The following is a 23,400-nucleotide window of genomic DNA, read 5'->3' on the forward strand; positions in this document are numbered from 1 at the left end:
TACAAAAAGGAGTTGCGATGGCGAAGACAGGTACGGGTACGAGCAAGGCAGCGGGGGCGGCGGTCGTGCCGGCCGCCAGAAAAGCGTCGGCTTCCACCACGGGCAGCGCCAAGGCGCCCGCCGCGCGAACCGCAAAGGCGACGGCGGTCAGCGCGCCGTCGGTGGCGCCGGCCGAGCAGGCGGTGCAGCCGCTGCCCGCGGCGGCGCCGAAGAAGGCGAAGGCGGCCGCGCCGGCGACCGGCAAATCCGGCAAGACCGTGGCGGGAAAGTCCGCGAAACCCGCGGCAGAAGCCAGGCCGAAGAAGCCCAAGGTGATCCGCGACAGCTTCACCATGCCGGAGGCGGAATACGCGGTACTCGGCGAAGTCAAGAAGGCGTGCCTGAAGGCCGGGATCGAGGTGAAGAAGAGCGAACTGCTGCGCGTCGGCGTAGCGCTGCTCAAGCGCCTGGATACGGCGGGCATCAGCGAAGTGCTGGCGGGACTTCCTTCGCTGAAGGCGGGCCGTCCGAAGAAAGGAAAGTAGCGCGAAACGGAAGCAGGGCGGCCCTGGCGGGGCTGCAGGCGTTTTCCGGGCGGCAGGTCCCGGCGGAATGTGAACCAAACGCATCACCGCGCGCTCGAACAGAGTGACCCGCCACCCGACCCATCCAATCGATGCACGAACAGGAGCAGGAAAACCAGTTACGCAAGTCCCGACGCCTGGCCACCGGCCTGCTGGTGCTGATGGCAGTGCTTTTCGTGGCTGCCCGTATTGCGCAACCACGCTATCCATGGCTGGACTTCGTCATCGCGTTCGCCGAGGCGGCAATGGTCGGCGCGCTGGCCGACTGGTTCGCGGTCACCGCGCTGTTCCGGTCGCCGCTCGGGCTGCCCATTCCGCATACCGCAATCATTCCGCGCAACAAGGACCGGATCGGCGACAGCCTGTCGAATTTCCTCGAGCATAATTTCATCACGCAGGAGATCATTCGCGAAGAACTGCGCAATATTGATTTCGCTGGCGCGGCCGCGGGCTGGCTGGCGCAGCCGGAGAACAGCCGGGCGGTCGCGCGCCAGGCAGTGCGCAGCGTGCCGTCGCTGCTGGCGGTGATCGAGGACGACGACGTGCGCAGTTTCATCCAGCACCGCGTCAGCCGCACCCTCGAGAACACGCAGCTCGCTCCCGCCCTGGCGGACATCCTGGGCGTGCTCGTCGCCAGCGGCCATCACCGCGCGCTCTTCGATCACATCATCGTGCTGTGCGGCCGCGCGCTGGAGCACAACAAGTCGTATATCCGGTGGAAGATCCATGAAAGCAGTCCTCGCTGGATGCCGAAGGCACTCGACGAGAAGCTGTATGAGCGCATCCTGGAGGCACTGCAGAGCACGCTGGACGAGATGCGCGACGAGGACAGCGAATGGCGGATGCGTTTCCAGAACGTGTCGAACGACTTCCTGCACAAGCTGCGCACGTCCGAGGAGTACGAGGCCAAGCTGGACGCGATCCTCGGCGAGGTGCTCGGCCATCCGCTGGTGCGCAACTACGTGGTCGACGTGTGGCACGACGTGAAGGACCGGCTGGTCGCGGACGCCGCGGCGCCTGACTCGCACATGGCCGCCAAGCTGGAGGAGGCGGTGCGCGCGCTGGGCAGCGACCTGCTGCATGACGCCAACGTGCAGCGCAAGCTGAACCAGTGGATACGCATCTTCGCGACCGAGACGATCGTCGGCCGCCGCGAGGTGATCGCCGACCTCGTCGCCCGCGTGATCCGCAAGTGGGATGCCGACACGATGTCGCGCAAGCTGGAGCTGCACGTCGGCAAGGACCTGCAGTACATCCGGATCAACGGCACCCTGGTCGGCGGCCTGGTCGGCCTGGTGCTGCACGTGGTGTCGCTCGCCCTGGCCTGATCAGCGGCCTGTCATGTCAGGACCCAGTGCCGCCCGGATGTAGGGCACCAGGCCCGCGCCGGTATCCTTCTGCGCAATCCACAGGATGGCGCCCTTGCGCAGCGGCCAGTCCTGCTCCACGCCGGCCAGCAGGAACGAAGCCACCTGTCCCAGCGCCGGCTGATGGCCGACCACGAGCACCGGGTCGCCGGCGTTCGGCCAGCGGGCCGCCTCCAGTATGGCCGCCGCACTCGCGCCCGGCGCCAGGGAGACATGCGTCTTGAACTTGCGCTCCAGCGCCTGCACGGTCTGCACCGTGCGCACCGCGGGACTGGAAAGCACACGGCAGGACCCGGGCAGCGCGCGGTCCAGCCACTCGCCCATGCGCGCCGCCTGCTTGCGCCCCTTGGCGGTGAGGGCGCGGGCGGCGTCCGGCGTGCCGGGGTCGCCGGGCTCGGCCTCCGCATGACGCCAGAGGATCAGGTCCATCGTTTCTCCTTACGGGCTTTCGCCCAGCGTTTGCGCCAGGAACTGCTGGGCGCTGAAGGGGGACTGCTTGCCGCGCGCTTTGCGCCGGGTATAGCGGCCGTCCGCGCCGAGTTCCCAGGCGTCGACGTTGTCCTTCAGGTAGGGATTGAGGCCCTGGGTAATCACCTGCTGCTTGAGGGTCTTGTCCAGTACCGGAAATGCGACCTCGACCCGGCGCAGCAGGTTCCGGCTCATCCAGTCGGCGCTGGCGAGGTAGACATGATGTTCGGTGCCGGCGCGGAAATAATAGATGCGGGTATGTTCGAGGAAGCGACCGACGACGGAGCGCACGCGGATGTTCTCGGACAGCCCGGGCACGCCCGGGCGCAGCGCGCAGGCGCCGCGCACGATGAGATCGATCTTCACGCCGTCGGCCGATGCCGCATACAGCGCGCGGATCACCGTTTCGTCAACCAGCGCATTCATCTTCGCGATGATCCGCCCCGGCTTGCCTGCGCGCGCGATCGCCGCCTCGTTGCGGATGGCTCGGATCACTTCCCGCTGCAGCGCAAACGGGGCGAGCCATAAATGCTGCAGCTTCTTCGGCCGGGTCAGGCTGGTCAGATGGATGAAGATGTCGTTGACCTCGGCGGTCACCCCCGGATGCGCGGTCAGCAGGCCGAAATCGGTGTAGTGCTTGGTGGTGGTCGGATGGTAGTTGCCGGTGCCGAGATGCGCATAGTGGCGCAGCTCGCGGCCTTCCCGCCGCAGCACCAGCGCCAGCTTGGCATGCGTCTTGAGGCCGACCACGCCGTACACCACCTGGGCCCCCACGCGTTCGAGCCGCTCGGCCCAGTTGATGTTGGCCTCCTCGTCGAAACGGGCCATCAGTTCGACAATCACCGTGACTTCCTTGCCGCGCTGGGCGGCGGTGATCAGCGACTCCATCAGTCCCGAATTCATCCCGGTGCGGTAGATCGTCTGCTTGATGGCGAGGACGTCGGGATCGAGGGCCGCGGACCGGATGAATTCCACGACCGGCTGGAAGGACTGGAAGGGGTGGTGCAGCAGCACATCCTGCCGCTGCAGCAGGGCAAACATGCCGCCGTCCGATACGCTGGCCGGCAGGCCCGGGACGAAGGCCGGAAAATGCAGGGCCGGCTGCTGCACATGGCCGATCAGCTCCTGCAGCCGCACCATGTTGACCGGGCCGTTCACCGCATACAGCCTGCTGCGGTCGATGGAGAACTGGTCGAGCAGGAATTGCGACAGGTGCGGCGGACAGTTGGCCGCCACCTCCAGCCGCACCGCGAAGCCGAACTGCCTGCTTTGCAATTCCGTCTGCAGGGCCTGGCGCAGGTTCTTCACCTCGTCCTCGTCGACCCACAGGTCGCTGTTGCGGGTGACGCGAAACTGCGAATAGGCAATCACCTCGCGGCCGGTGAACAGGTCGGCGATATGGGCATGGATGACCGAGGAAAGCAGGCAGAAGGACACGCCGTTCCTCGACAGGCCGTCCGGGAGACGTATTACCCGCGGCAACACCCTCGGTGCCTTCAGGATGGCAATGGCCGTACCGCGGCCGAAGGCATCCTTGCCCGACAGCTCGACGATGAAATTGAGGCTTTTGTTGACCACCTGCGGAAACGGGTGCGCCGGATCGAGGCCGATCGGCGTCAGCAGCGGCCGCACCTCGCGGTCGAAATAGTCCTTCACCCAGGCGCGCTGCGCCTCGTTGCGGTCCTCGTGGCGCAGCAGATGCACGCCCTTGGCTGCCAGCAACGGCAGGATTTCCCCATTCAGGAGGGCGTACTGGCGTGCAATCAGCGCGTGGCACTCTTCACCAATCCGACCGAGCATTTCCGCCAGCCCCGGCGGCAGGGCCTTCAGCCCTTCCACCGGCTCCCTGGCAAGCAGGCTGGCGATGCGAACCTCGAAGAATTCGTCGAGGTTGCTGCTGACGATGCACAGGAAACGCAGCCTTTCCAGCAGCGGCACGGCCGGATCTTCCGCCTGTGCAAGGACGCGGCGGTTGAAGGCAAGTTGCGACAGCTCCCTGTTCAGGTAGATGCCCGCTTGCGCCGGGTCGGCCTCCACGGTTTTTCTTGTTGTCTTTTTGTTCATTCTTGACATGTCATTGCGCTCGGGTGGAGGCGAGTCTATGTGGCGAATATGACAGGAGGATGACCGGAAAAACCGGCGTCCGGGTTTATGACATCGCCTATTTGCGCTGTCATAAACCCGTCATATTTGGTCGTTACAGTTCGCCCTGTCTTCTTTGACAAACCTCATGGAGCAGATATGCGACTGAACAAATTCCTGGCAACGGCGGCGATCGCGGCTGGTGCCGCCATCTTCAACACGAGCGCGGTTGCGGCCGACATCACCGGCGCCGGCGCCACCTTCCCGTACCCGATCTACGCCAAATGGGCGGAGGAGTACAAGAAGGCCACCGGCAACGGCCTCAACTACCAGTCCATCGGTTCCGGCGGCGGCATCAAGCAGATCAAGGCCAAGACGGTCGACTTCGGCGCCTCGGACATGCCCCTGAAGGCGGAGGAACTGGAGAAGGAAGGGCTGATGCAGTTCCCGGCGATCATGGGCGGCGTAGTCCCGGTCGTCAATGTGGCCGGCGTCGCGCCGGGCCAGCTGAAGCTGACCGGCCAGGTACTGGCCGACATCTACCTCGGCAAGGTCACCAAGTGGAACGCGCCGGAAATCGCCGCGCTCAACAGCGGCGTCACCCTGCCGGCAGACGAAATCACCGTCGTGCACCGGGCCGACGGCTCCGGCACCACCTTCCTGTTCACCGACTACCTGTCCAAGGTTCACCCGGAATTCAAGTCCCAGGTCGGCGCGGGCACCGCGGTCAAGTGGCCGACCGGCGTGGGCGGCAAGGGCAACGAAGGCGTCGCGGCCAACGTCCAGCGTATCCGCAATTCGATCGGCTACGTGGAATATGCGTACGCCAAGCGCAACAAGATGAGCCACACCCAGCTGAAGAACCGCGACGGCCAGTTTGTCCAGCCGGACGATGCGACCTTCAAGGCGGCAGCGGCCGGCGCGGACTGGGCCAAGACCCCGGGCTTCGCTGTCGTGCTGACCGAGCAGGCAGGCAAGGAAAGCTGGCCGATCACCGGCGCCTCCTTCATCCTGATGCACAAGGAGCAGGTGGACATGGCAAAGGGCAAGGAAGTGCTCAAGTTCTTCGACTGGGCATACAAGAACGGGGGCGCCATGGCGACCGAACTCGAGTATGTCGCGATGCCGGCATCGGTTGTGAAGCTGGTGCAGGACGGATGGAAGGCCCAGCTGAAGGACGGTTCCGGAAAGGCAGTCTGGCAATGACCGGAGCCCGTACGGGATCCTGAAAAAATGGCCCGGCGGCATCTGCGGATGCTCGCCGGGCCCATCGCATCCAACTGCGCAAAGCCATGAATGCACACACCAACACGATAGCGGCGGAGCGGACCGGCTTGGCCGGGGCAGCCGACAGCGACGCCGCGCGCGTGGCTGCCCGGGATGCCAGCGCAAGCGCACTCAGGTCGACCATGCGCCGCCAGCGCATCGAAGATTTCATCTTCCACAAGCTCACGCTGTTTTTCGCGCTCAGCGTCCTGCTGGTGCTGGCGGGGATCATCGTCTCGCTGGTCATCAACGCCTGGCCGGCATTCCGCGAGTTCGGCCCCGCCTTTGTCACCACGGTCGAATGGGATCCGGTGAATGACCAGTACGGCGCGCTGATCGCGATCGTCGGTACCGTCGCCACCTCGCTGATTGCGCTGCTGATCGCCTTTCCGATCAGCTTCGGCATCGCGCTGTTCCTGACCGAGATCTGCCCGGTTGCCCTGCGCCGCCCCCTTGGCACCGCGGTCGAGCTGCTCGCCGGCGTCCCCAGCATCATCTACGGGATGTGGGGCCTGTTCGTGTTCGCGCCGCTGTTCGGCGACCATATCCAGCCCATCCTGCGCGACACCCTCGGCCAGTTGCCGCTGATTGGCGCGCTCTTCAAGGGGCCGATGATGGGCATCGGCATCCTCACCGCCGGGCTGATCCTGGCAGTCATGATCATCCCGTTCATCGCCTCGGTGATGCGCGATGTGTTCGAGATCGTTCCCGCCGTGCTGAAGGAGTCGGCCTACGGACTTGGTTGCACCCGCTGGGAAGTGGTGCGCCAGGTCGTGCTGCCCTACACCAAGACCGGCGTGGTCGGCGGCGTCATGCTCGGCCTCGGCCGCGCGCTCGGCGAGACCATGGCCGTCACCTTCGTGATCGGCAATGCCCACAAGCTGTCCTGGTCGCTGTTCGCGCCCGGCAACAGCATCGCTTCGACGCTGGCCAACGAGTTCGCCGAAGCGGAGTCGATGCTGCACCAGTCGTCGCTGTTCGCGCTCGGCCTGATCCTGTTCGTCATCACCTTCATCGTCCTTGCGGCGGCCAAGCTGATGCTGGTTGGCATGGCGCGCAAGGAAGGAGCCAAGTCATGAATCCGGTCTATCGCAGCCGCCTGCTGCGCCATCGCGTCGGCATCGCCCTGTCGATCATCGCGATGGCGATTGGCCTGTCCTTCCTCGCCTGGATCCTGGGCACCTTGCTCGTCAAGGGCTTTGGCGCGCTGAGCTTCGCCATGTTCACGGAAACCACGCCGGCACCCGGCAACGAGGGCGGCGGCCTGATCAACGCCATCGTCGGCAGCCTGCTGATGGTCGGCGCCGCCACCCTGGTCAGCACGCCGATCGGCATCCTCGCCGGCATCTACCTGGCGGAATACGGCGAGGAAAGCCTGCTGGCGCAGGTGACGCGCTTCGTGACCGACATCATGCTGTCCGCGCCGTCGATCGTGATCGGCCTGTTCGTGTATGCGATCTACGTTGCCAATGTCCGGCATTTCTCGGGCTGGGCAGGGACGATCGCCATCTCGCTGATCGCGGTACCGGTGGTGGTGCGCACCACCGACAACATGCTCAAGCTGGTGCCGAGCAGCCTGCGCGAAGCCGCCTTCGCGCTGGGTGCGCCACGCTGGAAAGTCGCGATGCTGGTGCGGCTGCGCGCAGTGAAAGCGGGCGTGGTGACCGGCGTGCTGCTGGCGGTGGCGCGCATCTCCGGCGAGACGGCGCCGCTGCTGTTCACCGCGCTGAACAACCAGTTCTTCAGCGCCAACATGAATGCCCCGATGGCCAACCTGCCAGTGGTGATCTACCAGTTCGCCATGAGCCCCTACGACAACTGGCGCTCCCTGGCATGGGGCGGCGCGCTGCTGATCACGTTCAGCGTGCTCGGCCTGAACATACTCTCGCGCACCCTGTTCCGCCAGAAGACACCGAAATAACATGATGACCCAGACCATGAACCAGACCACGACGGCGCCGCAGGCGAAAGCCACCCTGGCGATCCAGGACCTGAACTTCTACTACGGGAATTTCCAGGGGCTGAAGAACGTCAACCTCGACATCCGCGACAAGAAGGTCACCGCCTTCATCGGGCCGTCCGGTTGCGGCAAGTCGACGCTGCTGCGCACGCTGAACCGCATGTACGACCTGTATCCCGGACAGCGCGCCGAAGGCAGAATCATCTACAACGGCCGCAACATCCTCGACCCCGGCCAGGACGTGAACATGCTGCGGGCCAAGGTCGGCATGGTGTTCCAGAAGCCGACCCCGTTCCCGATGTCCGTATACGACAACATCGCATTCGGCGTGCGCCTGTACGACAAGCTGTCGAAGGGCGAGATGGACGAGCGGGTCGAATGGGCGCTGAAGAAGGCCGCGCTCTGGAACGAAGTGAAGGACAAGCTGAACAAGAGCGGCCTGAGCCTGTCGGGCGGACAGCAGCAGCGCCTGTGCATCGCGCGCGGCGTCGCGGTCAAGCCCGACGTCCTGCTGCTGGACGAGCCGACCTCGGCGCTCGACCCGATCTCGACGGTGAAGATCGAGGAACTGATCCACGAGCTCAAGCAGGATTACACCATCGCCATCGTCACGCACAACATGCAGCAGGCAGCGCGCTGCTCCGACTTCACCGCCTACATGTATCTGGGCGAGCTGGTAGAGTTCGGCGAGACCGACCAGATCTTCATGAATCCGGCGAAGAAGGAAACCCAGGACTACATCACCGGCCGCTTCGGCTGAGCGTCATCAACCATACGAACCAGGAGCAGCCATGCCAGGCGACCATTCCTCCAAACAGTACGACATGGACCTCGAAGCGATCCGCTCGAAGGTGTTGCAGATGGGCGGACTCGTAGAAAGCCAGTTCAAGGATGCGGTCAGCTGCTTCCGCCACGGCGACCTCGCCGTCGCCGAGCAGGTGATCCGTGGCGACGACGCCGTGAACCGCCTCGAGGTCTCGCTGGACGATACCTGCAGCCACCTGATCGTCAAGCGCCAGCCGGCCGCCAACGACCTGCGCACGGTGGTGGCGACACTCAAGGTCATCACCGACCTCGAGCGCATCGGCGACGAGTCCTGCAAGATTGCACGCAGCGCGCGCAGCCTGCACGAGCGCGGTACGATAGGCGTGCTCAACCACTACGAGGCAATCCGCGTGATGGCCGCCAGCGCGGCCGAATCCCTGCACGCCGCGCTCGACGCGTTCGCCAGACTCGACGATGCGCAGGCGGCCGGGATCATCGCCGGCGACGAGGCGATCGACCATGAATTCCGTTCCGTGATGCGGTCGATGATCACCTTCATGATGGAAGATCCGCGTACCATCTCGTCTGCGCTGGACTGCCTGTGGGCGGCGAAGGCAATCGAACGCATCGGCGATCATGCCAAGAATATCGCCGAGTACGTGATTTACGTGGTGCGGGGCAAGGACATCCGGCATACCGGTTTCGCCCCCGCCGCACTGGACGGATCTGACTGAAGATGGCGGTTGACAAGACAACAATCCTGATCGTGGAAGACGAGCCGGCGATCGTCGAGCTGGTGAGCTTCACGCTGCGCGAATCGGGCTGGAACCCGGTCGCGGTCCACAGCGCTGCCGAAGCCTGGGATTTCCTGCAGCGGCGGACGCCGCACCTGGTGCTGCTGGACTGGATGCTGCCCGACCAGACCGGGCTGCGCCTGCTGATGCGGATTCGCGGAGACCGGCAATTCCAGTCCATCCCGATCATCATGCTGACGGCGAAAAGCATGGAGGAGGACAAGATCGCGGGCCTGGACAACGGGGCGGACGACTACATCACCAAGCCGTTCTCGCCGCGCGAGCTGACCTCGCGCATCAAGGCGCTGTTGCGGCGCAAGAGTCCGGAGCATGCGCAGTCGGCGATGAGCGCCGGACCGGTGACGCTCGACCCGGTCAGCTGCACTGTCATGCTGAACGCGCAGAAGATCGACATCGGCCATGCCGAGTTCAAGCTGCTCAAGTTCTTCCTTGCCCATCCCGAGCGGGTGTTCTCCCGCAGCCAGCTCCTCGACAAGGTCTGGGGCGACCACGTGGTGATCGAGGAGCGCACCGTCGACGTGCACGTGCTGCGGTTGCGCAAGGCACTGAAGGAAGCCGAGTCCCTGATCAAGACGGTGCGTAGCGTCGGCTACATGCTGTCCGAGAAATGAAACGCACGCGATCGCACACATGAACCCGCATCTGGTTTTCTGGGTCCCCGCCGGCCTGCGCCTGTCCCTCATTCTCGGCGGCGGCGCCGTGGTCTGGCACTACTTCGGCCTGCTCGCCGGGCTTGCCGCCGCGCTGCTCGGCGTGTGCGCGCTCCTGGTCATCCAGCTGCACTACCTGTACCAGCTCTCCGACTGGCTGGACGACCCGCGTTCCGCAAAGCTGCCCGACGGGTGGGGCGCGTGGACCGGAATCTTCGCCCGCCTCTACAAGCTGCGGCGCGAGGATGAGCGCAACCAGGCCGAACTGGCGGAATGGCTCGCGCGCTTCCGGCAGGCGATGACCCTGCTGCCGGACGGGGTGGCGATCATGGACGACGTGCTGTTCCTCGAGTGGTGCAACCCCGCGGCGGAGCAGCATCTCGGACTGCAGCTGGAACGGGACAAGGGCATGCGCGTGACCAATTTGATACGCAGCCCGGATTTCATCGATTACATCATCCTCGGCAGGTATGAGCAGCCACTGACGCTCAGCCTGCGCGACCGCAAGCTGATCGTGCAGATCATCCCGTTCGAGAACCGGCGCCAGATTCTCGTCACCCACGATGCCACCGAGTCGGAGCGGATCGAAATGATGCGCCGCGATTTCATCGCCAATGCCTCCCATGAGCTGCGCACCCCGCTGACCGTCATCAACGGTTTCCTGGAGATCGCCAGCGCGCAGCCCGACCTCGCGCTGCAGACCAGGATGGCGCACCTGCAATTGATGACGGAGCAGGGGCGGCGGATGCAGAACCTGGTGGAAGACATGCTGACGCTGACGCGACTGGAGTCCGTCGAATACCCGTTGCGGCCGGAAAGGGTGGCAATGCGCAACCTGCTGGAGCAGATCCTGCAGGAGACGCAGGCGCTTTCCGGCGGCCGGCATACGGTGACGCTGGAGGTCGACGGACCCGACATCAAGGGCAGCACGGACGAGCTGCGCAGCGCCTTCGGCAATCTCGCCTCCAACGCCGTGCGCTACACCCCCGAGGGCGGCGCCATCCGCATCCTCTGGCGGCTGCGCGACAATCAGCCGGAGTTTGCCGTGGAGGACAACGGCATCGGCATCCGCCCCGAGCACATTGCCCGCCTGACCGAGCGCTTCTACCGGGTCGACAAGAGCCGCTCGCGCGAGACCCAGGGTACCGGGCTGGGACTGGCCATCGTCAAGCATGTGCTGCTGCGGCACGGCGCGACGCTGGCCATCTGCTCGGTACCGGAGAAGGGCAGCACCTTCGCCGCCCGTTTCCCCGCCAGCGTCCTCCTGGACGCCTGACCGGCGGACGCGGGGTGAGCGCCGGCGCGCCTGCCCGGCAGCCTGCAAGGCGATTACAATGCGGGCTGCCGCGGCAGCGCCGCCCGTCATCGATCCTGCAGCACACCATGAAACGCCTCGCCTCCGCACTCCTTTCCCTCCTGTTGCTGCTCGGTGCCGGCTGTACCACGACCGCGCCGGCCCCTGTGCAGCCGCCGTCCCCGGCGGCCACTACCACGCAGCCACCCGCCAGACCGGTGCGGATCGGCCTGGCGCTCGGTGGCGGCGCGGCGCGCGGCTTCGCCCATATCGGCGTGATCAAGGCGCTGGAGGCGCAGGGCATCATCCCGGACATCGTGGTCGGCACCAGCGCGGGCAGTCTGGTCGGCGCACTGTACGCGGCCGGCAATGACGGTTTCGCCCTGCAAAAGCTGGCGCTGGCAATGGACGAAGCCGCCATATCCGATTGGTCGGTCCCGCTTTTTGCCAGGGCGACCGGCGTGCTCAAGGGCGAAGCGCTGCAACACTACGTGAACCGCGCTCTTGGCAATCAGCCGATCGAAAAACTGAAGAAACCGTTCGGCGCGGTCGCCACTGACCTGCAGAGCGGCGAAGCGATCCTGTTCCGTCGCGGCAATGCCGGTGCCGCGGTCAGGGCATCGTCGGCGGTGCCAGGGGTGTTCCAGCCGGTGCGTGTCGGTGACCGGTCCTACGTCGACGGCGGTCTGGTGTCGCCGGTGCCGGTGCGCTTCGCGCGCGAGATGGGCGCGGACTTCGTCATCGCCGTCAACATCTCCGCGCAACCGGATGCGCAGCCGGCCGACTCCTCGCTGGAGGTGCTGCTGCAGACATTCGCAATCATGGGCCAGAGCATCAACCGCTACGAGCTGAAGGAGGCGGACGTGGTGATACAGCCGCGGCTGGGCACGATGAAGGGCAATGATTTCCCGGGGAGGAACCTTGCGATCCTCGCCGGGGAGCAGGAGGCGTCGGCGAAGCTGGGCGAGATCAGGCGCAAGCTGGCGGCGCTGCGAGGGCAGCGGGACGGTTGACCGGTCGCTGCAGTGCCGCTCGCGCCGTCAGTGTTCGGGTTCGGCTTCGGTGATGCGGCGCGCGCCGTTGAAGCGCTTCTTCCAGTAACCGATGTCCATGCTTTCAATGCGCACCTGGCCGCCGGCGGACGGCGAATGGATGAACTTGTTGTCGCCAAGGTAGATGCCGACATGCGAGAAGCCGCGGCGCAAGGTGTTGTAGAACACCAGGTCGCCCGGTTGCAGCTCGCTGCGGTCGACATGCGTGCCGACGCGGCTGATTTCCTCCGAGGTGCGCGGCAACTCCTTGCCGAGCACCTCCCGGAAAACATAGCGGACCAGGCCGCTGCAATCCAACCCGTTTTCCGGCGCATTGCCGCCGTACTTGTAGCGGATGCCGATCATCGACATTGCCTGCATCGCCAGTTCCGAAGCGCGGCTGGTCAGCCCCTGCAGCTTTGCGAGCCGGTTGGGCGCTTCGGCGTGCTCCTGTTCGGCAGCATGCACGGGCGCCGCGCAGCAGGCCGCAAGCAGGCAGGCGCCGGCAAGACGGGCGGCGGACTTCCTTGGACGGCGGTGGAAATGTGTTGCCATTTTTGAAATTGCGGAGCAGTGCCGGTACAGGGACAGGGGGAATGTACTGTGACTGAGGACAGACTGTCAAAATTTGTTGGCAGCCCGTATGCTTGTCGGCCTGAACTATCCTTATACTCGGCAACATGCTCACCGTCACCGACATTCCCGTCAAGCCGCGCATCCTGATCGCCGACGACTCGCGTATCGTGCGCGCCACCCTGATCAAGCAGATCGAGGGCATGTTCGAATTCCGCGAGGCGCTGGACGGCGAACAGGCCTGGGAAGCACTCCTGCTCGACCAGAGCATTCGCGTCGTGATCACCGACCTGACCATGCCGCGGCTGGATGGCTACGGCTTGCTCAGGCGCATCCGCGCCTCCCGCATCAGCCGCATCCGCGAGATTCCGGTGGTGGTGGTCTCCGGCAGCGACGAGAGCGAAGAACGCGAGCGGGCAAAGGCTGCCGGGGCCAATGACCTCATCGTCAAGGGCATCGGCACTGCCCAGCTGCTCTCGCGCCTGGACGTGCTGGCCAAGCTGGTCAGCAATCAGTCCGATCTCGAGCGCGGGCTGGAGGTACTGGTCAGCCGGCAGCAGGATGAAGCACTGCCGGCGATGATGAGGGCAGACGTCTTTCAAGCCGAGGCCGAGGCGCTGCTTCAGCAGGCACAGAAGGCGCGCCGCAATTTCGTCCTCATCAATGTCTGTGTTGCCTTGCACCGGCCGGGAAGGGCGGACGCGGTCAACCCGCCGGAGACCGTGATGGAGGCGATCGGTCACCTGCTGCAGCGCACGGTCCGGCAGAGCGACCATGTCGCCCGGACCGGCGAGGAGCAATTCACGCTGGCGGCCGGCAGCATCAGTGCCGAAGCGGCGCGCATCTTCGCGCAGCGCGTCGCGCACGCCATCTCGCGGGCCCAGCTCATCAAGGACAGGACGATCGGCCTGGTCGCCAGCTGCGGCCTGGTTTCGCTCGCGGAGCAAAGCGGCGGCGCCGGCCTGCAGGGGCTGCAGGAGCTGGCGCGGGTACGCGCGCGCCTGGGGCTCGATCGCGGCCTCACCGGCGTCATCGGCGATGCCGAAGAAGCGGCGCTGCGGCACGGCGATTGCCTGGTGCCCGGCACAGGCGAGGCGGGAAGCGAGCCGGATGTGGCGACCCTGCTGCAATGGCTCAAGGATGGACGCCACGCCGAGGTCATGCCGCACATTGCCAAGCTGTCCAGCGAGCTGCGTCCGCTGGTCGATCTGCTCCTGCAGCAGGCCCAGCGCTGATCTTTCCAGGCAGTCATGCGAAGACCATGCGGCTCACGTACAATCCTGCCATTCTTTTAATGGAGCAAGCATGCAATCCAAACCATTCCTCTCGCTCGACGACGTGAAGAAAATCGCCGCTGCCGCCGAAGCGGAAGCCAACGCGCACAACTGGCCGGTCACGATTTCCATCGTGGACGACGGCGGCAACCTGCTGTGGCTGCAGCGCCTGGACGGTGCGGCACCGATTTCCGCCAGCATTGCTCCGGCAAAGGCGCGTACGGCGGCGCTCGGGCGCCGCGAGACCAAGGCCTATGAGGACATGATCAACAACGGCCGCTTTTCCTTCATCACCGCCCCCGGCCTCGAAGGCATGCTGGAGGGGGGCGTGCCGGTCGTGGTCGACGGGCACTGCGTCGGTGCGGTTGGCGTATCCGGGGTGAAGTCCTCGGAAGACGTGCAGATTGCAAAGGCGGGTATCGGCGCCCTCGGACGCTGAAAGCAGACGCCATTCCGTGCCGTCGGCCGGGTTTTCCCGGCCGGCGTTTTGCGCGCGCACAATTGCAGCGCATTGGGTTCTCCGCTATAATCTCGGGGTTTAACTAAAATCATCCCGCCGTAGCGCATACCCCATCCAACACGTCCCAAAAAGACCCACGACATCCAGCGCAAGCCGTTTGGTTGACGGTCGTTCTGGCGCGGCGCAGCGGCGGTAACCATCTCAGGAGTTACCCTTGCTGCCATTTTTTTCTGGCCACTCAGTACCGGCCATCCTTGCGCTCGCAGACGGGTCGATTTTCCAGGGTTTTTCCATCGGTGCTCCCGGTCATACGATCGGTGAGGTCGTGTTCAACACGGCAATGACCGGTTACCAGGAAATCCTGACCGATCCCAGCTACAGCCGCCAGATCGTCACGCTGACCTACCCGCATATCGGCAACGTCGGCGTCAACACCGAAGACACCGAAGCTTCGAAGATCCACGCCGCAGGACTGATCATCAAGGACCTGCCGCTGATGACCTCGAACTTCCGTTCCGAGCAAAGCCTGTCCGACTACCTGAAGGCGCAGAACGTGGTCGGTATCGCCGGCATCGACACCCGCAAGCTGACCCGCATCCTGCGCGAAAAGGGCGCGCAGAACGGCGCCATTCTCGCGGGCGAGGCCGATGTCGAGAAAGCGCTGGCACTGGCGAAGTCCTTCCCCGGCCTTGCAGGCATGGACCTGGCGAAGGTGGTCTCCACCAAGGAGCCCTACGTCTGGACCGAGACCGAATGGAAGCTGGGAGAGGGCAACGGCCAGCTGAGCGATCCCAAGTACCATGTGGTCGCCTTCGACTATGGCGTCAAGCGCAACATCCTGCGCATGCTCGCCTCGCGCGGCTGCAAGGTCACCGTGCTGCCTGCGCAGTCGACTGCCGCCGATGCGCTGGCGCTCAACCCGGACGGCATCTTCCTGGCAAACGGCCCCGGCGACCCGGAGCCCTGCGACTACGCGATCGCCGCCAGCAAGGAACTGATCGAGCGCGGCATTCCGACTTTCGGCATCTGCCTCGGCCACCAGATCATGGCGCTGGCATCCGGCGCGAAGACGCTCAAGATGAAGTTCGGCCACCACGGCGCAAATCACCCGGTGCAGGACCTGGATACGAAACAGGTGCTGATCACCTCGCAGAACCACGGCTTTGCAGTGGACCAGTCGACGCTGCCGGTCAACTGCCGCGTGACGCACGTATCGCTGTTCGACAATTCGCTGCAGGGCTTCGAGCGTACCGACAAGCCCGCATTCTGCTTCCAGGGTCACCCCGAGGCATCGCCCGGTCCGACCGACGTCGCCCCCCTGTTTGATCGCTTCGTGGCGATGATGGAGAAACACAAAAATGCCTAAGCGCACAGACATCAAAAGCATCCTGATCATTGGCGCCGGCCCGATCATCATCGGCCAGGCCTGCGAATTCGACTACTCCGGCGCCCAGGCCTGCAAGGCACTGCGCGAAGAGGGCTACCGCGTGGTGCTGGTCAACAGCAATCCGGCGACCATCATGACCGACCCGGAGATGGCCGACGTCACCTACATCGAGCCGATCACCTGGCAGGTGGTGGAGCGCATCATCGCCAAGGAGCGTCCCGACGCCATCCTGCCGACGATGGGCGGCCAGACCGCGCTCAATTGCGCGCTCGACCTGCACCGCAACGGTGTGCTGACCAAGTACGGCTGCGAGCTGATCGGCGCCACGCCGGAAGCAATCGACAAGGCCGAGGACCGTTCCAAGTTCAAGCAGGCGATGACCAAGATCGGCCTCGGCTCGGCCCGTTCCGGCGTCGCCCACACCATGGACGAATCCTGGGCAGTGCAGCGCGAGATCGGCTTCCCGGTCATCATCCGTCCGTCGTTCACCATGGGCGGCACCGGCGGCGGCATCGCCTATAACCCGGAAGAGTTCGAGACCATCTGCAAGCGCGGCCTGGAAGCCTCGCCGACCTCCGAACTGCTGATCGAGGAATCGCTCATCGGCTGGAAAGAGTACGAGATGGAGGTGGTGCGCGACAAGAAGGACAACTGCATCATCGTCTGCTCGATCGAGAACCTCGATCCGATGGGCGTGCACACCGGCGACTCGATCACCGTCGCCCCGGCACAGACCCTGACCGACAAGGAATACCAGATCATGCGCAACGCTTCGCTGGCGGTGCTGCGCGAGATCGGCGTGGATACCGGCGGCTCCAACGTGCAGTTCGCCGTCAATCCGAAGGACGGCCGCATGATCGTCATCGAAATGAACCCCCGCGTGTCGCGTTCGTCGGCGCTGGCGTCCAAGGCCACCGGTTTCCCGATTGCGAAAGTGGCGGCCAAGCTGGCCGTCGGCTTCACGCTCGACGAGCTGCGCAACGAGATCACCGGCGGCCAGACCCCGGCCTCGTTCGAGCCGAGCATCGACTACGTGGTCACCAAGGTGCCCCGCTTCGCGTTCGAGAAATTCCCGACCGCGGACAGCCACCTCACCACCCAGATGAAGTCGGTGGGCGAGGTGATGGCGATCGGCCGTACCTTCCAGGAGTCGTTCCAGAAGGCGCTGCGCGGCCTCGAGGTCGGCGTCGACGGCATGAATGAGAAGACCACCGACCGCGAGACCATCGAGGAGCAGCTTGGCGAACCCGGACCGGAACGCATCTGGTATGTTGGCGACGCCTTCGCCCAGGGCTTCTCGCTGGAAGAAGTGCACCAGCTGACGCACATCGACCCGTGGTTCCTGGTGCAGATCAAGGAAATCGTCGATATCGAGCTGTGGCTGGAAAGCCAGAAGCTGGACGAGCTGGAGAAATCCACGCTGTTCAAGCTGAAGCAGAAGGGCTTCTCAGACCGCCGCATGGCCAAGCTGCTGAAAACCACCGACAAGGCGGTGCGCGAGCGCCGCCGCGAGCTCGGCATCCGCCCGGTCTACAAGCGCGTCGATACCTGCGCGGCCGAATTCGCGACCCGCACCGCCTACATGTATTCGTCCTACGACGAAGAGTGCGAATCGCAACCGACCGACAAGAAGAAGATCATGGTGCTCGGCGGCGGTCCGAACCGCATCGGCCAGGGTATCGAGTTCGACTACTGCTGCGTGCACGCGGCGCTGGCGATGCGCGAGGACGGTTATGAGACCATCATGGTCAACTGCAATCCGGAGACCGTGTCGACCGACTACGATACTTCCGACCGCCTCTACTTCGAGCCGCTGACGCTGGAAGACGTGCTGGAAATCGTCGACAAGGAAAAGCCCTACGGCGTGATCGTGCAGTACGGCGGCCAGACGCCGCTGAAGCTGGCGCTCGACCTGGAAGCCAACGGTGTGCCTATCGTCGGCACCTCCCCGGACATGATCGACGCCGCGGAAGACCGCGAGCGCTTCCAGAAGCTGCTGCAGGACCTCGGACTGCGCCAGCCGCCGAACCGCACCGCGCGCACCGAAGAAGAAGCACTGCGCCTGGCGCAGGAAATCGGCTATCCGCTGGTGGTCCGCCCGTCCTACGTGCTGGGCGGCCGCGCGATGGAAATCGTCCATGAGCAGCGCGATCTCGAGCGCTACATGCGCGAAGCGGTCAAGGTGTCGAACGACTCCCCGGTGCTGCTCGACCGCTTCCTCAATGACGCGATCGAAGTCGACGTCGACTGCCTGTCCGATGGCCAGCGCACCTTCATCGGCGGCGTGATGGAACACATCGAGCAGGCCGGCGTGCACTCGGGCGACTCCGCCTGCTCGCTGCCGCCGTACTCGCTGTCGCAGGAGACCATCGACGAGCTCAAGCGCCAGACCGCTGCCATGGCCAAGGGCCTGAACGTGGTCGGCCTGATGAACGTGCAGTTCGCGATCCAGCAGCAGGAAATCGACGGCAAGCTGCAGGACATCGTCTTCGTGCTGGAAGTGAACCCGCGCGCATCGCGCACCGTGCCGTACGTGTCGAAGGCCACCGGACTGCCGCTGGCGAAGATCGCCGCGCGCTGCATGGTCGGCCAGTCGCTCGACAGCCAGGGCATCAAGAACGAGGTCGTGCCGCCGTACTATAGCGTCAAGGAAGCGGTTTTCCCGTTCAACAAGTTCCCGGGCGTGGATACCATCCTCGGACCGGAGATGAAGTCGACCGGTGAAGTCATGGGCGTCGGCAAGACCTTCGGCGAGGCCTTCGTGAAATCCCAGCTTGGGGCCGGGGTCAAGCTGCCGAAGTCGGGCAAGGTTTTCCTCAGCGTCAAGAACAGCGACAAGCCGCGCGCCGTGCAGGTGGCGAAGGACCTGGTCGAGCTCGGCTTCGCGCTGGTGGCGACCAAGGGTACCGCGAGCGCGATCGCCGCCGCCGGCATCCCGGTGGAGACCATCAACAAGGTGGTCGAAGGCCGTCCGCACGTGGTCGACATGATCAAGAACAACGAGATTGTCCTGGTCATCAATACCGTGGAGGAGAAGCGCACGGCAATCGCCGATTCGCGCGCCATCCGCACCTCCGCGCTGCTGGCGCGTGCGACGACGTACACGACCATCGCCGGGGCGGAAGCCGCGGTCGAAGGCATGCGCCACCTCGATGAACTGCATGTCTACGATTTACAAGGCCTGCATAAGTCTTTACACTAAGTTCCACAATTCGACGTCCGCCACAGAGGTCACAGAAGATTCCGGAGTTTCCGGGGTCGTTTGTGACCTCTGTGGTTTTCATTTTGTCCAAGAAAACCATGAGCACTGTTCCAATTACGAAACGCGGCGCCGAGCGCCTGAAAGAAGAACTGCAGCGCCTGAAAACCAAGGACCGCCCGGCCGTCATCAATGCCATCTCCGAAGCACGCGCCCAGGGCGACCTCTCCGAGAACGCCGAGTACGATGCGGCCAAGGAGCGCCAGGCATTCATCGAGGGACGCATCGCCGAACTCGAAGGCAAGCTGAGCGCTGCACAAATCATCGATCCCGCGCTGCTGGATGCCGAGGGCAGGGTGGTGTTCGGATCGACCGTCGATCTGGAAGACCTCGAATCGTCCCAGAACGTGACCTATCAGATCGTCGGCGAAGACGAAGCCGACCTGAAGGAGCAGAAGGTATCGATCACATCGCCGATCGCGCGCGCCCTGATTGGCAAGTACGCGGGCGATGTCGTGGAAGTCAACGCGCCGTCCGGCATTCGCGAGTACGAAATCCTCGAAGTCCGCTACATCTGAACGCCATGCTCGCCTCGCGCGTCGTCCTGCTCGTCGTCACCGCATGGGTTGGGAGTCTCTGGACGGTCGGCTACCTGGTGGCGCCGACACTGTTCGCAACCCTTGCCGATCGCGCGCTCGCAGGCACTATCGCGGGCCGGCTGTTTCGCGTCGAGGCATGGTTGACGCTGGCCTGTGGCCTGGTCCTGCTCGGGATGTTCCTGCTGTCGGGGGCCGTGGAAGAAGTGCGGCGCCGGCGTCAGCTGGTGGCGATTGTCGTCGCCATGCTGGCGTGCACCGCGATAGGGTTTTTCGCGTTGCAGCCATTTATGGCGGACCTGCGCGCGTCGGCGGGTCCTGGTCGCGTGATGGATGCCGATGCGCGTGCGCGCTTCGGCCTGTTGCACGGGGTAGCCAGCGCCCTGTACCTGATTCAAAGCCTGCTCGGCGTGGTGCTGTTGTTGCGGGTGCGCCTGCGTTGATGGCGCAGCACAATCGCCTGCCTGTCAGCCGCGGCCGAGTGCCGATTTCTTGCTGCTGGTCTGGCGCGGTTTTGCGCGCTTGATGTTGCCGCCTGCGGTCACCCGCTCATTGCCCTTGAGGACGACCTTCTTGACTGTCGGGCGCTTGGTGCCGCTTGGACTGGGCTTGACGATGGTGACTTCCCGCATGCCCTTGCCGCGCTTTTCGCTGCGCTCCTTCACCGCCTCCTTCTTCGGACGGTACATCACCAGGAGCTTGCCGATATGCTGGATCGGCGCGGCGTCGAGTTCTGCGCAGATCTGCTCGTACATCCCGATGCGGGCTTCGCGGTCGTCGCCGAATACGCGCACCTTGATGAGGCCGTGGGCGTTGAGGCTGGCGTCGATCTCCTTCAGTACGGCGGGTGTAAGGCCGGCTTCGCCGACGATCACCACCGGGTTCAGCGCATGGGCTTCGGAACGAAGCGCGCTACGCTCCGCGGGTGTCAGTTTCAACATGTTTAACGATTCCTCAAAAGCGGTATTCTACGCGAATGGCAAAGAACAAATTCAACAAAAACTGGCTGCACGACCACATCAACGACCCGTACGTGAAGCTTGCGCAGAAGGAGGGATACCGCGCGCGCGCGGCCTACAAGCTGAAGGAAATCGACGAAAGTGAAAAGCTGATCCGGCCGGGCCAGGTCATCGTCGACCTCGGGTGCACCCCGGGAAGCTGGTCGCAGTATGCACGCAACAAGCTGTCGGGCCAGGTCGGCGGCGGCATCAGCGGGGTGATCATCGGATTGGACATGCTGCCGATGGAGCCGATCGCCGATGTGCATTTCATTCAGGGCGATTTCCGGGAGCAGGGCACGCTGGAGCAGCTCGAGGAGGTGCTGGCGGGGCGCAAGGTCGATCTGGTGCTGTCCGATATGGCGCCGAACCTGTCCGGCGTCGCCATCTCGGACGCGGCCCGCGTCGAGCATATCATCGATCTCGCCATCGATTTTGCGAAAGCGCACATGAAACCTTCCGGTTCACTGCTCGTCAAATGCTTCAACGGGACGGGTTTCACCCAGCTCGTAGAGAAATTCCGCCAGGAGTTCAAGACCGTCGTCCAGAAGAAGCCGAAAGCCAGCAGGGATAAGTCCTCGGAAGTCTTTTTGCTCGGCAAAGTTCTTAAAAATCCCTCGTAGCAGCAAGTCAATTAATTAGTTGACAATCCTTGATTTCCGTTGCCCCCGGCCGCATGTGATGCCTAGCAAGCGCCCTGCATTGCGGGTAGAATCATTTTTACAAGTTATGTAAATAGGCGCGCGCGCGTCTAAGGAGTTCTAGTGAACAACATGTTTTCGAAAGCCGCGATCTGGGTCGTGATCGCCCTGGTGCTCTTCACCGTCTTCAAGCAGTTCGACGGGCGCACGCTGGCCGGAGGCGCGGCTCCGATCCCGTATTCGGACTTCCTGGACAAGGTGCAGGCCAAGCAGATTCGTGAAGCGACCATCGAGGACCGCACGATCGTTGCCGTGACCAATGACGGTGCCCGCATCAAGACCGCTGTCACCTACCTCGACCGGGGCCTGATCGGCGACCTGATCAATAACGGCGTCAAGTTCGACGTCAAGCAGCCGGAAGAGCAATCCTTCCTCTCGCAGGTATTCATCTCCTGGTTCCCGATGCTGCTGCTGATCGGCGTCTGGGTGTTCTTCATGCGCCAGATGCAGGGCGGCGGCAAGGGCGGCGCATTTTCCTTCGGCCGCTCGAAGGCGCGCATGCTGGATGAGGCGAGCAACACGGTGACGTTTGCCGATGTCGCGGGCTGTGACGAGGCGAAGGAGGAGGTCCAGGAGCTGGTCGACTTCCTGCGCGATCCCACCAAGTTCCAGAAACTGGGCGGGCGCATCCCGCGCGGCGTGCTGATGGTCGGCCCGCCCGGCACCGGCAAGACGCTGCTTGCCCGCGCGATTGCGGGGGAAGCCAAGGTGCCGTTCTTCACGATCTCCGGCTCCGACTTCGTCGAGATGTTCGTCGGCGTTGGCGCTTCGCGCGTACGTGACATGTTCGAGAATGCAAAGAAGCATTCGCCTTGCATCATCTTCATCGACGAGATCGACGCGGTCGGCCGCCATCGCGGCGCCGGCATGGGCGGCGGCAACGACGAGCGCGAGCAGACGCTGAACCAGCTGCTCGTCGAAATGGACGGTTTCGAAGCGAACTCGGGCGTGATCGTGATCGCCGCCACCAACCGTGCGGACGTGCTGGACAAGGCGCTGCTGCGCCCGGGCCGCTTCGACCGCCAGGTGATGGTCGGCCTGCCCGACATCCGTGGCCGCGAGCAGATCCTTTATGTCCACATGCGGAAGGTGCCGATCGCGCCGGACGTCAAGGCGGACATCCTGGCTCGCGGAACCCCCGGCTTCTCCGGAGCGGACCTCGCCAACCTCGTGAACGAGGCCGCGCTCTTCGCGGCGCGCCGCAACAAGCGCCTGGTGGAGATGCAGGACTTCGAGGACGCCAAGGACAAGATCGTGATGGGCCCTGAACGCAAGTCCGCCGTCATGCGCGAGGAAGAGCGCCGCAACACCGCCTTCCACGAGTCCGGCCACGCGGTGGTGGCGAAGCTGTTGCCGAAGGCCGACCCGGTGCACAAGGTCACGATCATGCCGCGCGGATACGCCCTCGGCCTGACCTGGCAGTTGCCGGAGCATGACCGCGTCAACATGTACAAGGACAAGATGCTCGAAGAGATCGCCATTCTGTTTGGCGGTCGTATCGCCGAGGAGATCTTCATGCACCAGATGTCCACCGGCGCGTCCAACGATTTCGAGCGGGCGACCAAGCTTGCACGGGCGATGGTGACCCGCTACGGCATGTCGGAATCGCTCGGCACCATGGTGTATGAGGACAGCGAGCAGGATGCCTACTTCGGACGCATGTCGTCGAAGACCGTGTCCGAGGCCACCCAGCAGAAGGTCGACACCGAGATCCGTGCAATCCTTGATGGCCAGTATGCGCTGTCGCGCCGCCTGCTCGAAGAGAATCGCGACAAGGTTGAAGTCATGGCCAATGCGCTGCTCGAGTGGGAAACCCTCGACGCTGACCAGATCAGCGACATCATGGAAGGTCGGGAGCCGCGTCCGCCCAAGGCAGGCGTACCGGCGAAGCGTGCGGCGTCGGACAGTTCTTCCGGCGGCGTCTCGCCGAATGCTACCGCTCCCGCCTGAC

Annotated in this window: 22 protein-coding genes; 18 read left to right on the forward strand and 4 right to left on the reverse strand. The window is 64.3% G+C overall.

Annotation, left to right across the window (positions count from 1 at the left end; translation table 11 throughout):
- The first annotated feature begins 17 nt into the window (after window positions 1–17).
- A complete protein-coding gene (locus VIM12_RS04310; protein WP_331940383.1) occupies window positions 18–524 on the forward strand; it encodes a hypothetical protein in 507 nt (168 codons plus the stop codon).
- Window positions 525–655: 131 nt separating this feature from the next.
- The gene (locus VIM12_RS04315; RefSeq protein WP_331940384.1) at window positions 656–1,891 is read left to right on the forward strand and encodes a DUF445 domain-containing protein; all 1,236 of its coding nucleotides are present in this window, start codon (window positions 656–658) and stop codon (window positions 1,889–1,891) included.
- Here VIM12_RS04315 and VIM12_RS04320 read toward each other — a convergent pair whose 3' ends face one another.
- On the reverse strand, window positions 1,892–2,359 hold the full coding sequence (locus VIM12_RS04320; protein WP_331940385.1) for a SixA phosphatase family protein: 468 nt from the start codon (window positions 2,357–2,359) through the stop codon (window positions 1,892–1,894).
- A gap of 9 nt (window positions 2,360–2,368) precedes the next feature.
- A complete protein-coding gene (gene ppk1 / locus VIM12_RS04325) occupies window positions 2,369–4,462 on the reverse strand; it encodes a polyphosphate kinase 1 (RefSeq protein ID WP_331940386.1) in 2,094 nt (697 codons plus the stop codon).
- A gap of 177 nt (window positions 4,463–4,639) precedes the next feature.
- Here ppk1 and pstS point away from each other — a divergent pair, with 177 nt between their 5' ends.
- The 8 genes from pstS (at window position 4,640) to VIM12_RS04365 (ending at window position 12,243) form a co-directional block, all read left to right on the forward strand.
- Window positions 4,640–5,686, forward strand: a complete 1,047-nt coding sequence (gene pstS / locus VIM12_RS04330) for a phosphate ABC transporter substrate-binding protein PstS (protein ID WP_331940387.1) — start codon at window positions 4,640–4,642, stop codon at window positions 5,684–5,686.
- A gap of 203 nt (window positions 5,687–5,889) precedes the next feature.
- The gene (pstC, locus tag VIM12_RS04335) at window positions 5,890–6,825 is read left to right on the forward strand and encodes a phosphate ABC transporter permease subunit PstC (RefSeq protein WP_331940494.1); all 936 of its coding nucleotides are present in this window, start codon (window positions 5,890–5,892) and stop codon (window positions 6,823–6,825) included.
- Window positions 6,822–7,667: a phosphate ABC transporter permease PstA gene (pstA, locus tag VIM12_RS04340; protein ID WP_331940388.1), complete on the forward strand. Its 846-nt coding sequence runs from the start codon at window positions 6,822–6,824 to the stop codon at window positions 7,665–7,667. The genes pstC and pstA overlap by 4 nt, the downstream gene beginning before the upstream one ends.
- A gap of 1 nt (window position 7,668) precedes the next feature.
- The gene (gene pstB / locus VIM12_RS04345; RefSeq protein ID WP_414691746.1) at window positions 7,669–8,466 is read left to right on the forward strand and encodes a phosphate ABC transporter ATP-binding protein PstB; all 798 of its coding nucleotides are present in this window, start codon (window positions 7,669–7,671) and stop codon (window positions 8,464–8,466) included.
- A 31-nt stretch (window positions 8,467–8,497) separates the two neighbouring features.
- Window positions 8,498–9,205 carry a phosphate signaling complex protein PhoU gene (gene phoU / locus VIM12_RS04350; RefSeq protein ID WP_331940389.1) on the forward strand — a complete coding sequence of 236 codons (708 nt, stop codon included), beginning with the start codon at window positions 8,498–8,500 and terminating at the stop codon, window positions 9,203–9,205.
- A 2-nt stretch (window positions 9,206–9,207) separates the two neighbouring features.
- The gene (locus VIM12_RS04355; protein ID WP_331940390.1) at window positions 9,208–9,897 is read left to right on the forward strand and encodes a response regulator; all 690 of its coding nucleotides are present in this window, start codon (window positions 9,208–9,210) and stop codon (window positions 9,895–9,897) included.
- Window positions 9,898–9,916: 19 nt separating this feature from the next.
- Window positions 9,917–11,212, forward strand: a complete 1,296-nt coding sequence (gene phoR / locus VIM12_RS04360; protein WP_331940391.1) for a phosphate regulon sensor histidine kinase PhoR — start codon at window positions 9,917–9,919, stop codon at window positions 11,210–11,212.
- A 107-nt stretch (window positions 11,213–11,319) separates the two neighbouring features.
- Window positions 11,320–12,243, forward strand: a complete 924-nt coding sequence (locus tag VIM12_RS04365; protein ID WP_331940392.1) for a patatin-like phospholipase family protein — start codon at window positions 11,320–11,322, stop codon at window positions 12,241–12,243.
- A gap of 27 nt (window positions 12,244–12,270) precedes the next feature.
- Here VIM12_RS04365 and VIM12_RS04370 read toward each other — a convergent pair whose 3' ends face one another.
- A complete protein-coding gene (locus VIM12_RS04370; RefSeq protein WP_331940393.1) occupies window positions 12,271–12,816 on the reverse strand; it encodes a C40 family peptidase in 546 nt (181 codons plus the stop codon).
- A gap of 125 nt (window positions 12,817–12,941) precedes the next feature.
- On the opposite strand from VIM12_RS04370, the gene VIM12_RS04375 reads away from it, so the two are divergent.
- The 6 genes from VIM12_RS04375 to VIM12_RS04400 all read left to right on the forward strand — a co-directional run bounded on the left by VIM12_RS04375 (window position 12,942) and on the right by VIM12_RS04400 (window position 20,193).
- The gene (locus VIM12_RS04375) at window positions 12,942–14,069 is read left to right on the forward strand and encodes a response regulator (RefSeq protein ID WP_331940394.1); all 1,128 of its coding nucleotides are present in this window, start codon (window positions 12,942–12,944) and stop codon (window positions 14,067–14,069) included.
- Window positions 14,070–14,139: 70 nt separating this feature from the next.
- Window positions 14,140–14,547 (forward strand): heme-binding protein, encoded by a 408-nt coding sequence (locus VIM12_RS04380; protein WP_331940395.1) that lies wholly within the window; start codon window positions 14,140–14,142, stop codon window positions 14,545–14,547.
- A gap of 235 nt (window positions 14,548–14,782) precedes the next feature.
- A complete protein-coding gene (gene carA / locus VIM12_RS04385) occupies window positions 14,783–15,934 on the forward strand; it encodes a glutamine-hydrolyzing carbamoyl-phosphate synthase small subunit (protein ID WP_331940396.1) in 1,152 nt (383 codons plus the stop codon).
- Window positions 15,927–19,157 (forward strand): carbamoyl-phosphate synthase large subunit, encoded by a 3,231-nt coding sequence (gene carB / locus VIM12_RS04390; RefSeq protein ID WP_331940397.1) that lies wholly within the window; start codon window positions 15,927–15,929, stop codon window positions 19,155–19,157. Before carA ends, carB begins: the two co-directional genes overlap by 8 nt.
- A 98-nt stretch (window positions 19,158–19,255) precedes the next feature.
- Window positions 19,256–19,732: a transcription elongation factor GreA gene (greA, locus tag VIM12_RS04395; protein WP_331940398.1), complete on the forward strand. Its 477-nt coding sequence runs from the start codon at window positions 19,256–19,258 to the stop codon at window positions 19,730–19,732.
- A gap of 5 nt (window positions 19,733–19,737) precedes the next feature.
- The gene (locus VIM12_RS04400; RefSeq protein WP_331940399.1) at window positions 19,738–20,193 is read left to right on the forward strand and encodes a DUF4149 domain-containing protein; all 456 of its coding nucleotides are present in this window, start codon (window positions 19,738–19,740) and stop codon (window positions 20,191–20,193) included.
- Window positions 20,194–20,217: 24 nt separating this feature from the next.
- Here VIM12_RS04400 and yhbY read toward each other — a convergent pair whose 3' ends face one another.
- On the reverse strand, window positions 20,218–20,691 hold the full coding sequence (gene yhbY, locus VIM12_RS04405; protein WP_331940400.1) for a ribosome assembly RNA-binding protein YhbY: 474 nt from the start codon (window positions 20,689–20,691) through the stop codon (window positions 20,218–20,220).
- 35 nt (window positions 20,692–20,726) lie between these two features.
- On the opposite strand from yhbY, the gene VIM12_RS04410 reads away from it, so the two are divergent.
- Complete coding sequence (locus VIM12_RS04410; protein WP_331940401.1) at window positions 20,727–21,371, forward strand: RlmE family RNA methyltransferase; 645 nt, start codon at window positions 20,727–20,729, stop codon at window positions 21,369–21,371.
- A 141-nt stretch (window positions 21,372–21,512) separates the two neighbouring features.
- Window positions 21,513–23,399, forward strand: coding sequence for an ATP-dependent zinc metalloprotease FtsH (gene ftsH / locus VIM12_RS04415; protein ID WP_331940402.1), 1,887 nt, complete (start codon window positions 21,513–21,515; stop codon window positions 23,397–23,399).
- The last annotated feature ends 1 nt before the right edge of the window (window position 23,400 follow it).

The organism is Noviherbaspirillum sp., assembly GCF_036563305.1.
Classification (GTDB): Bacteria; Pseudomonadota; Gammaproteobacteria; order Burkholderiales; family Burkholderiaceae_D; genus Noviherbaspirillum.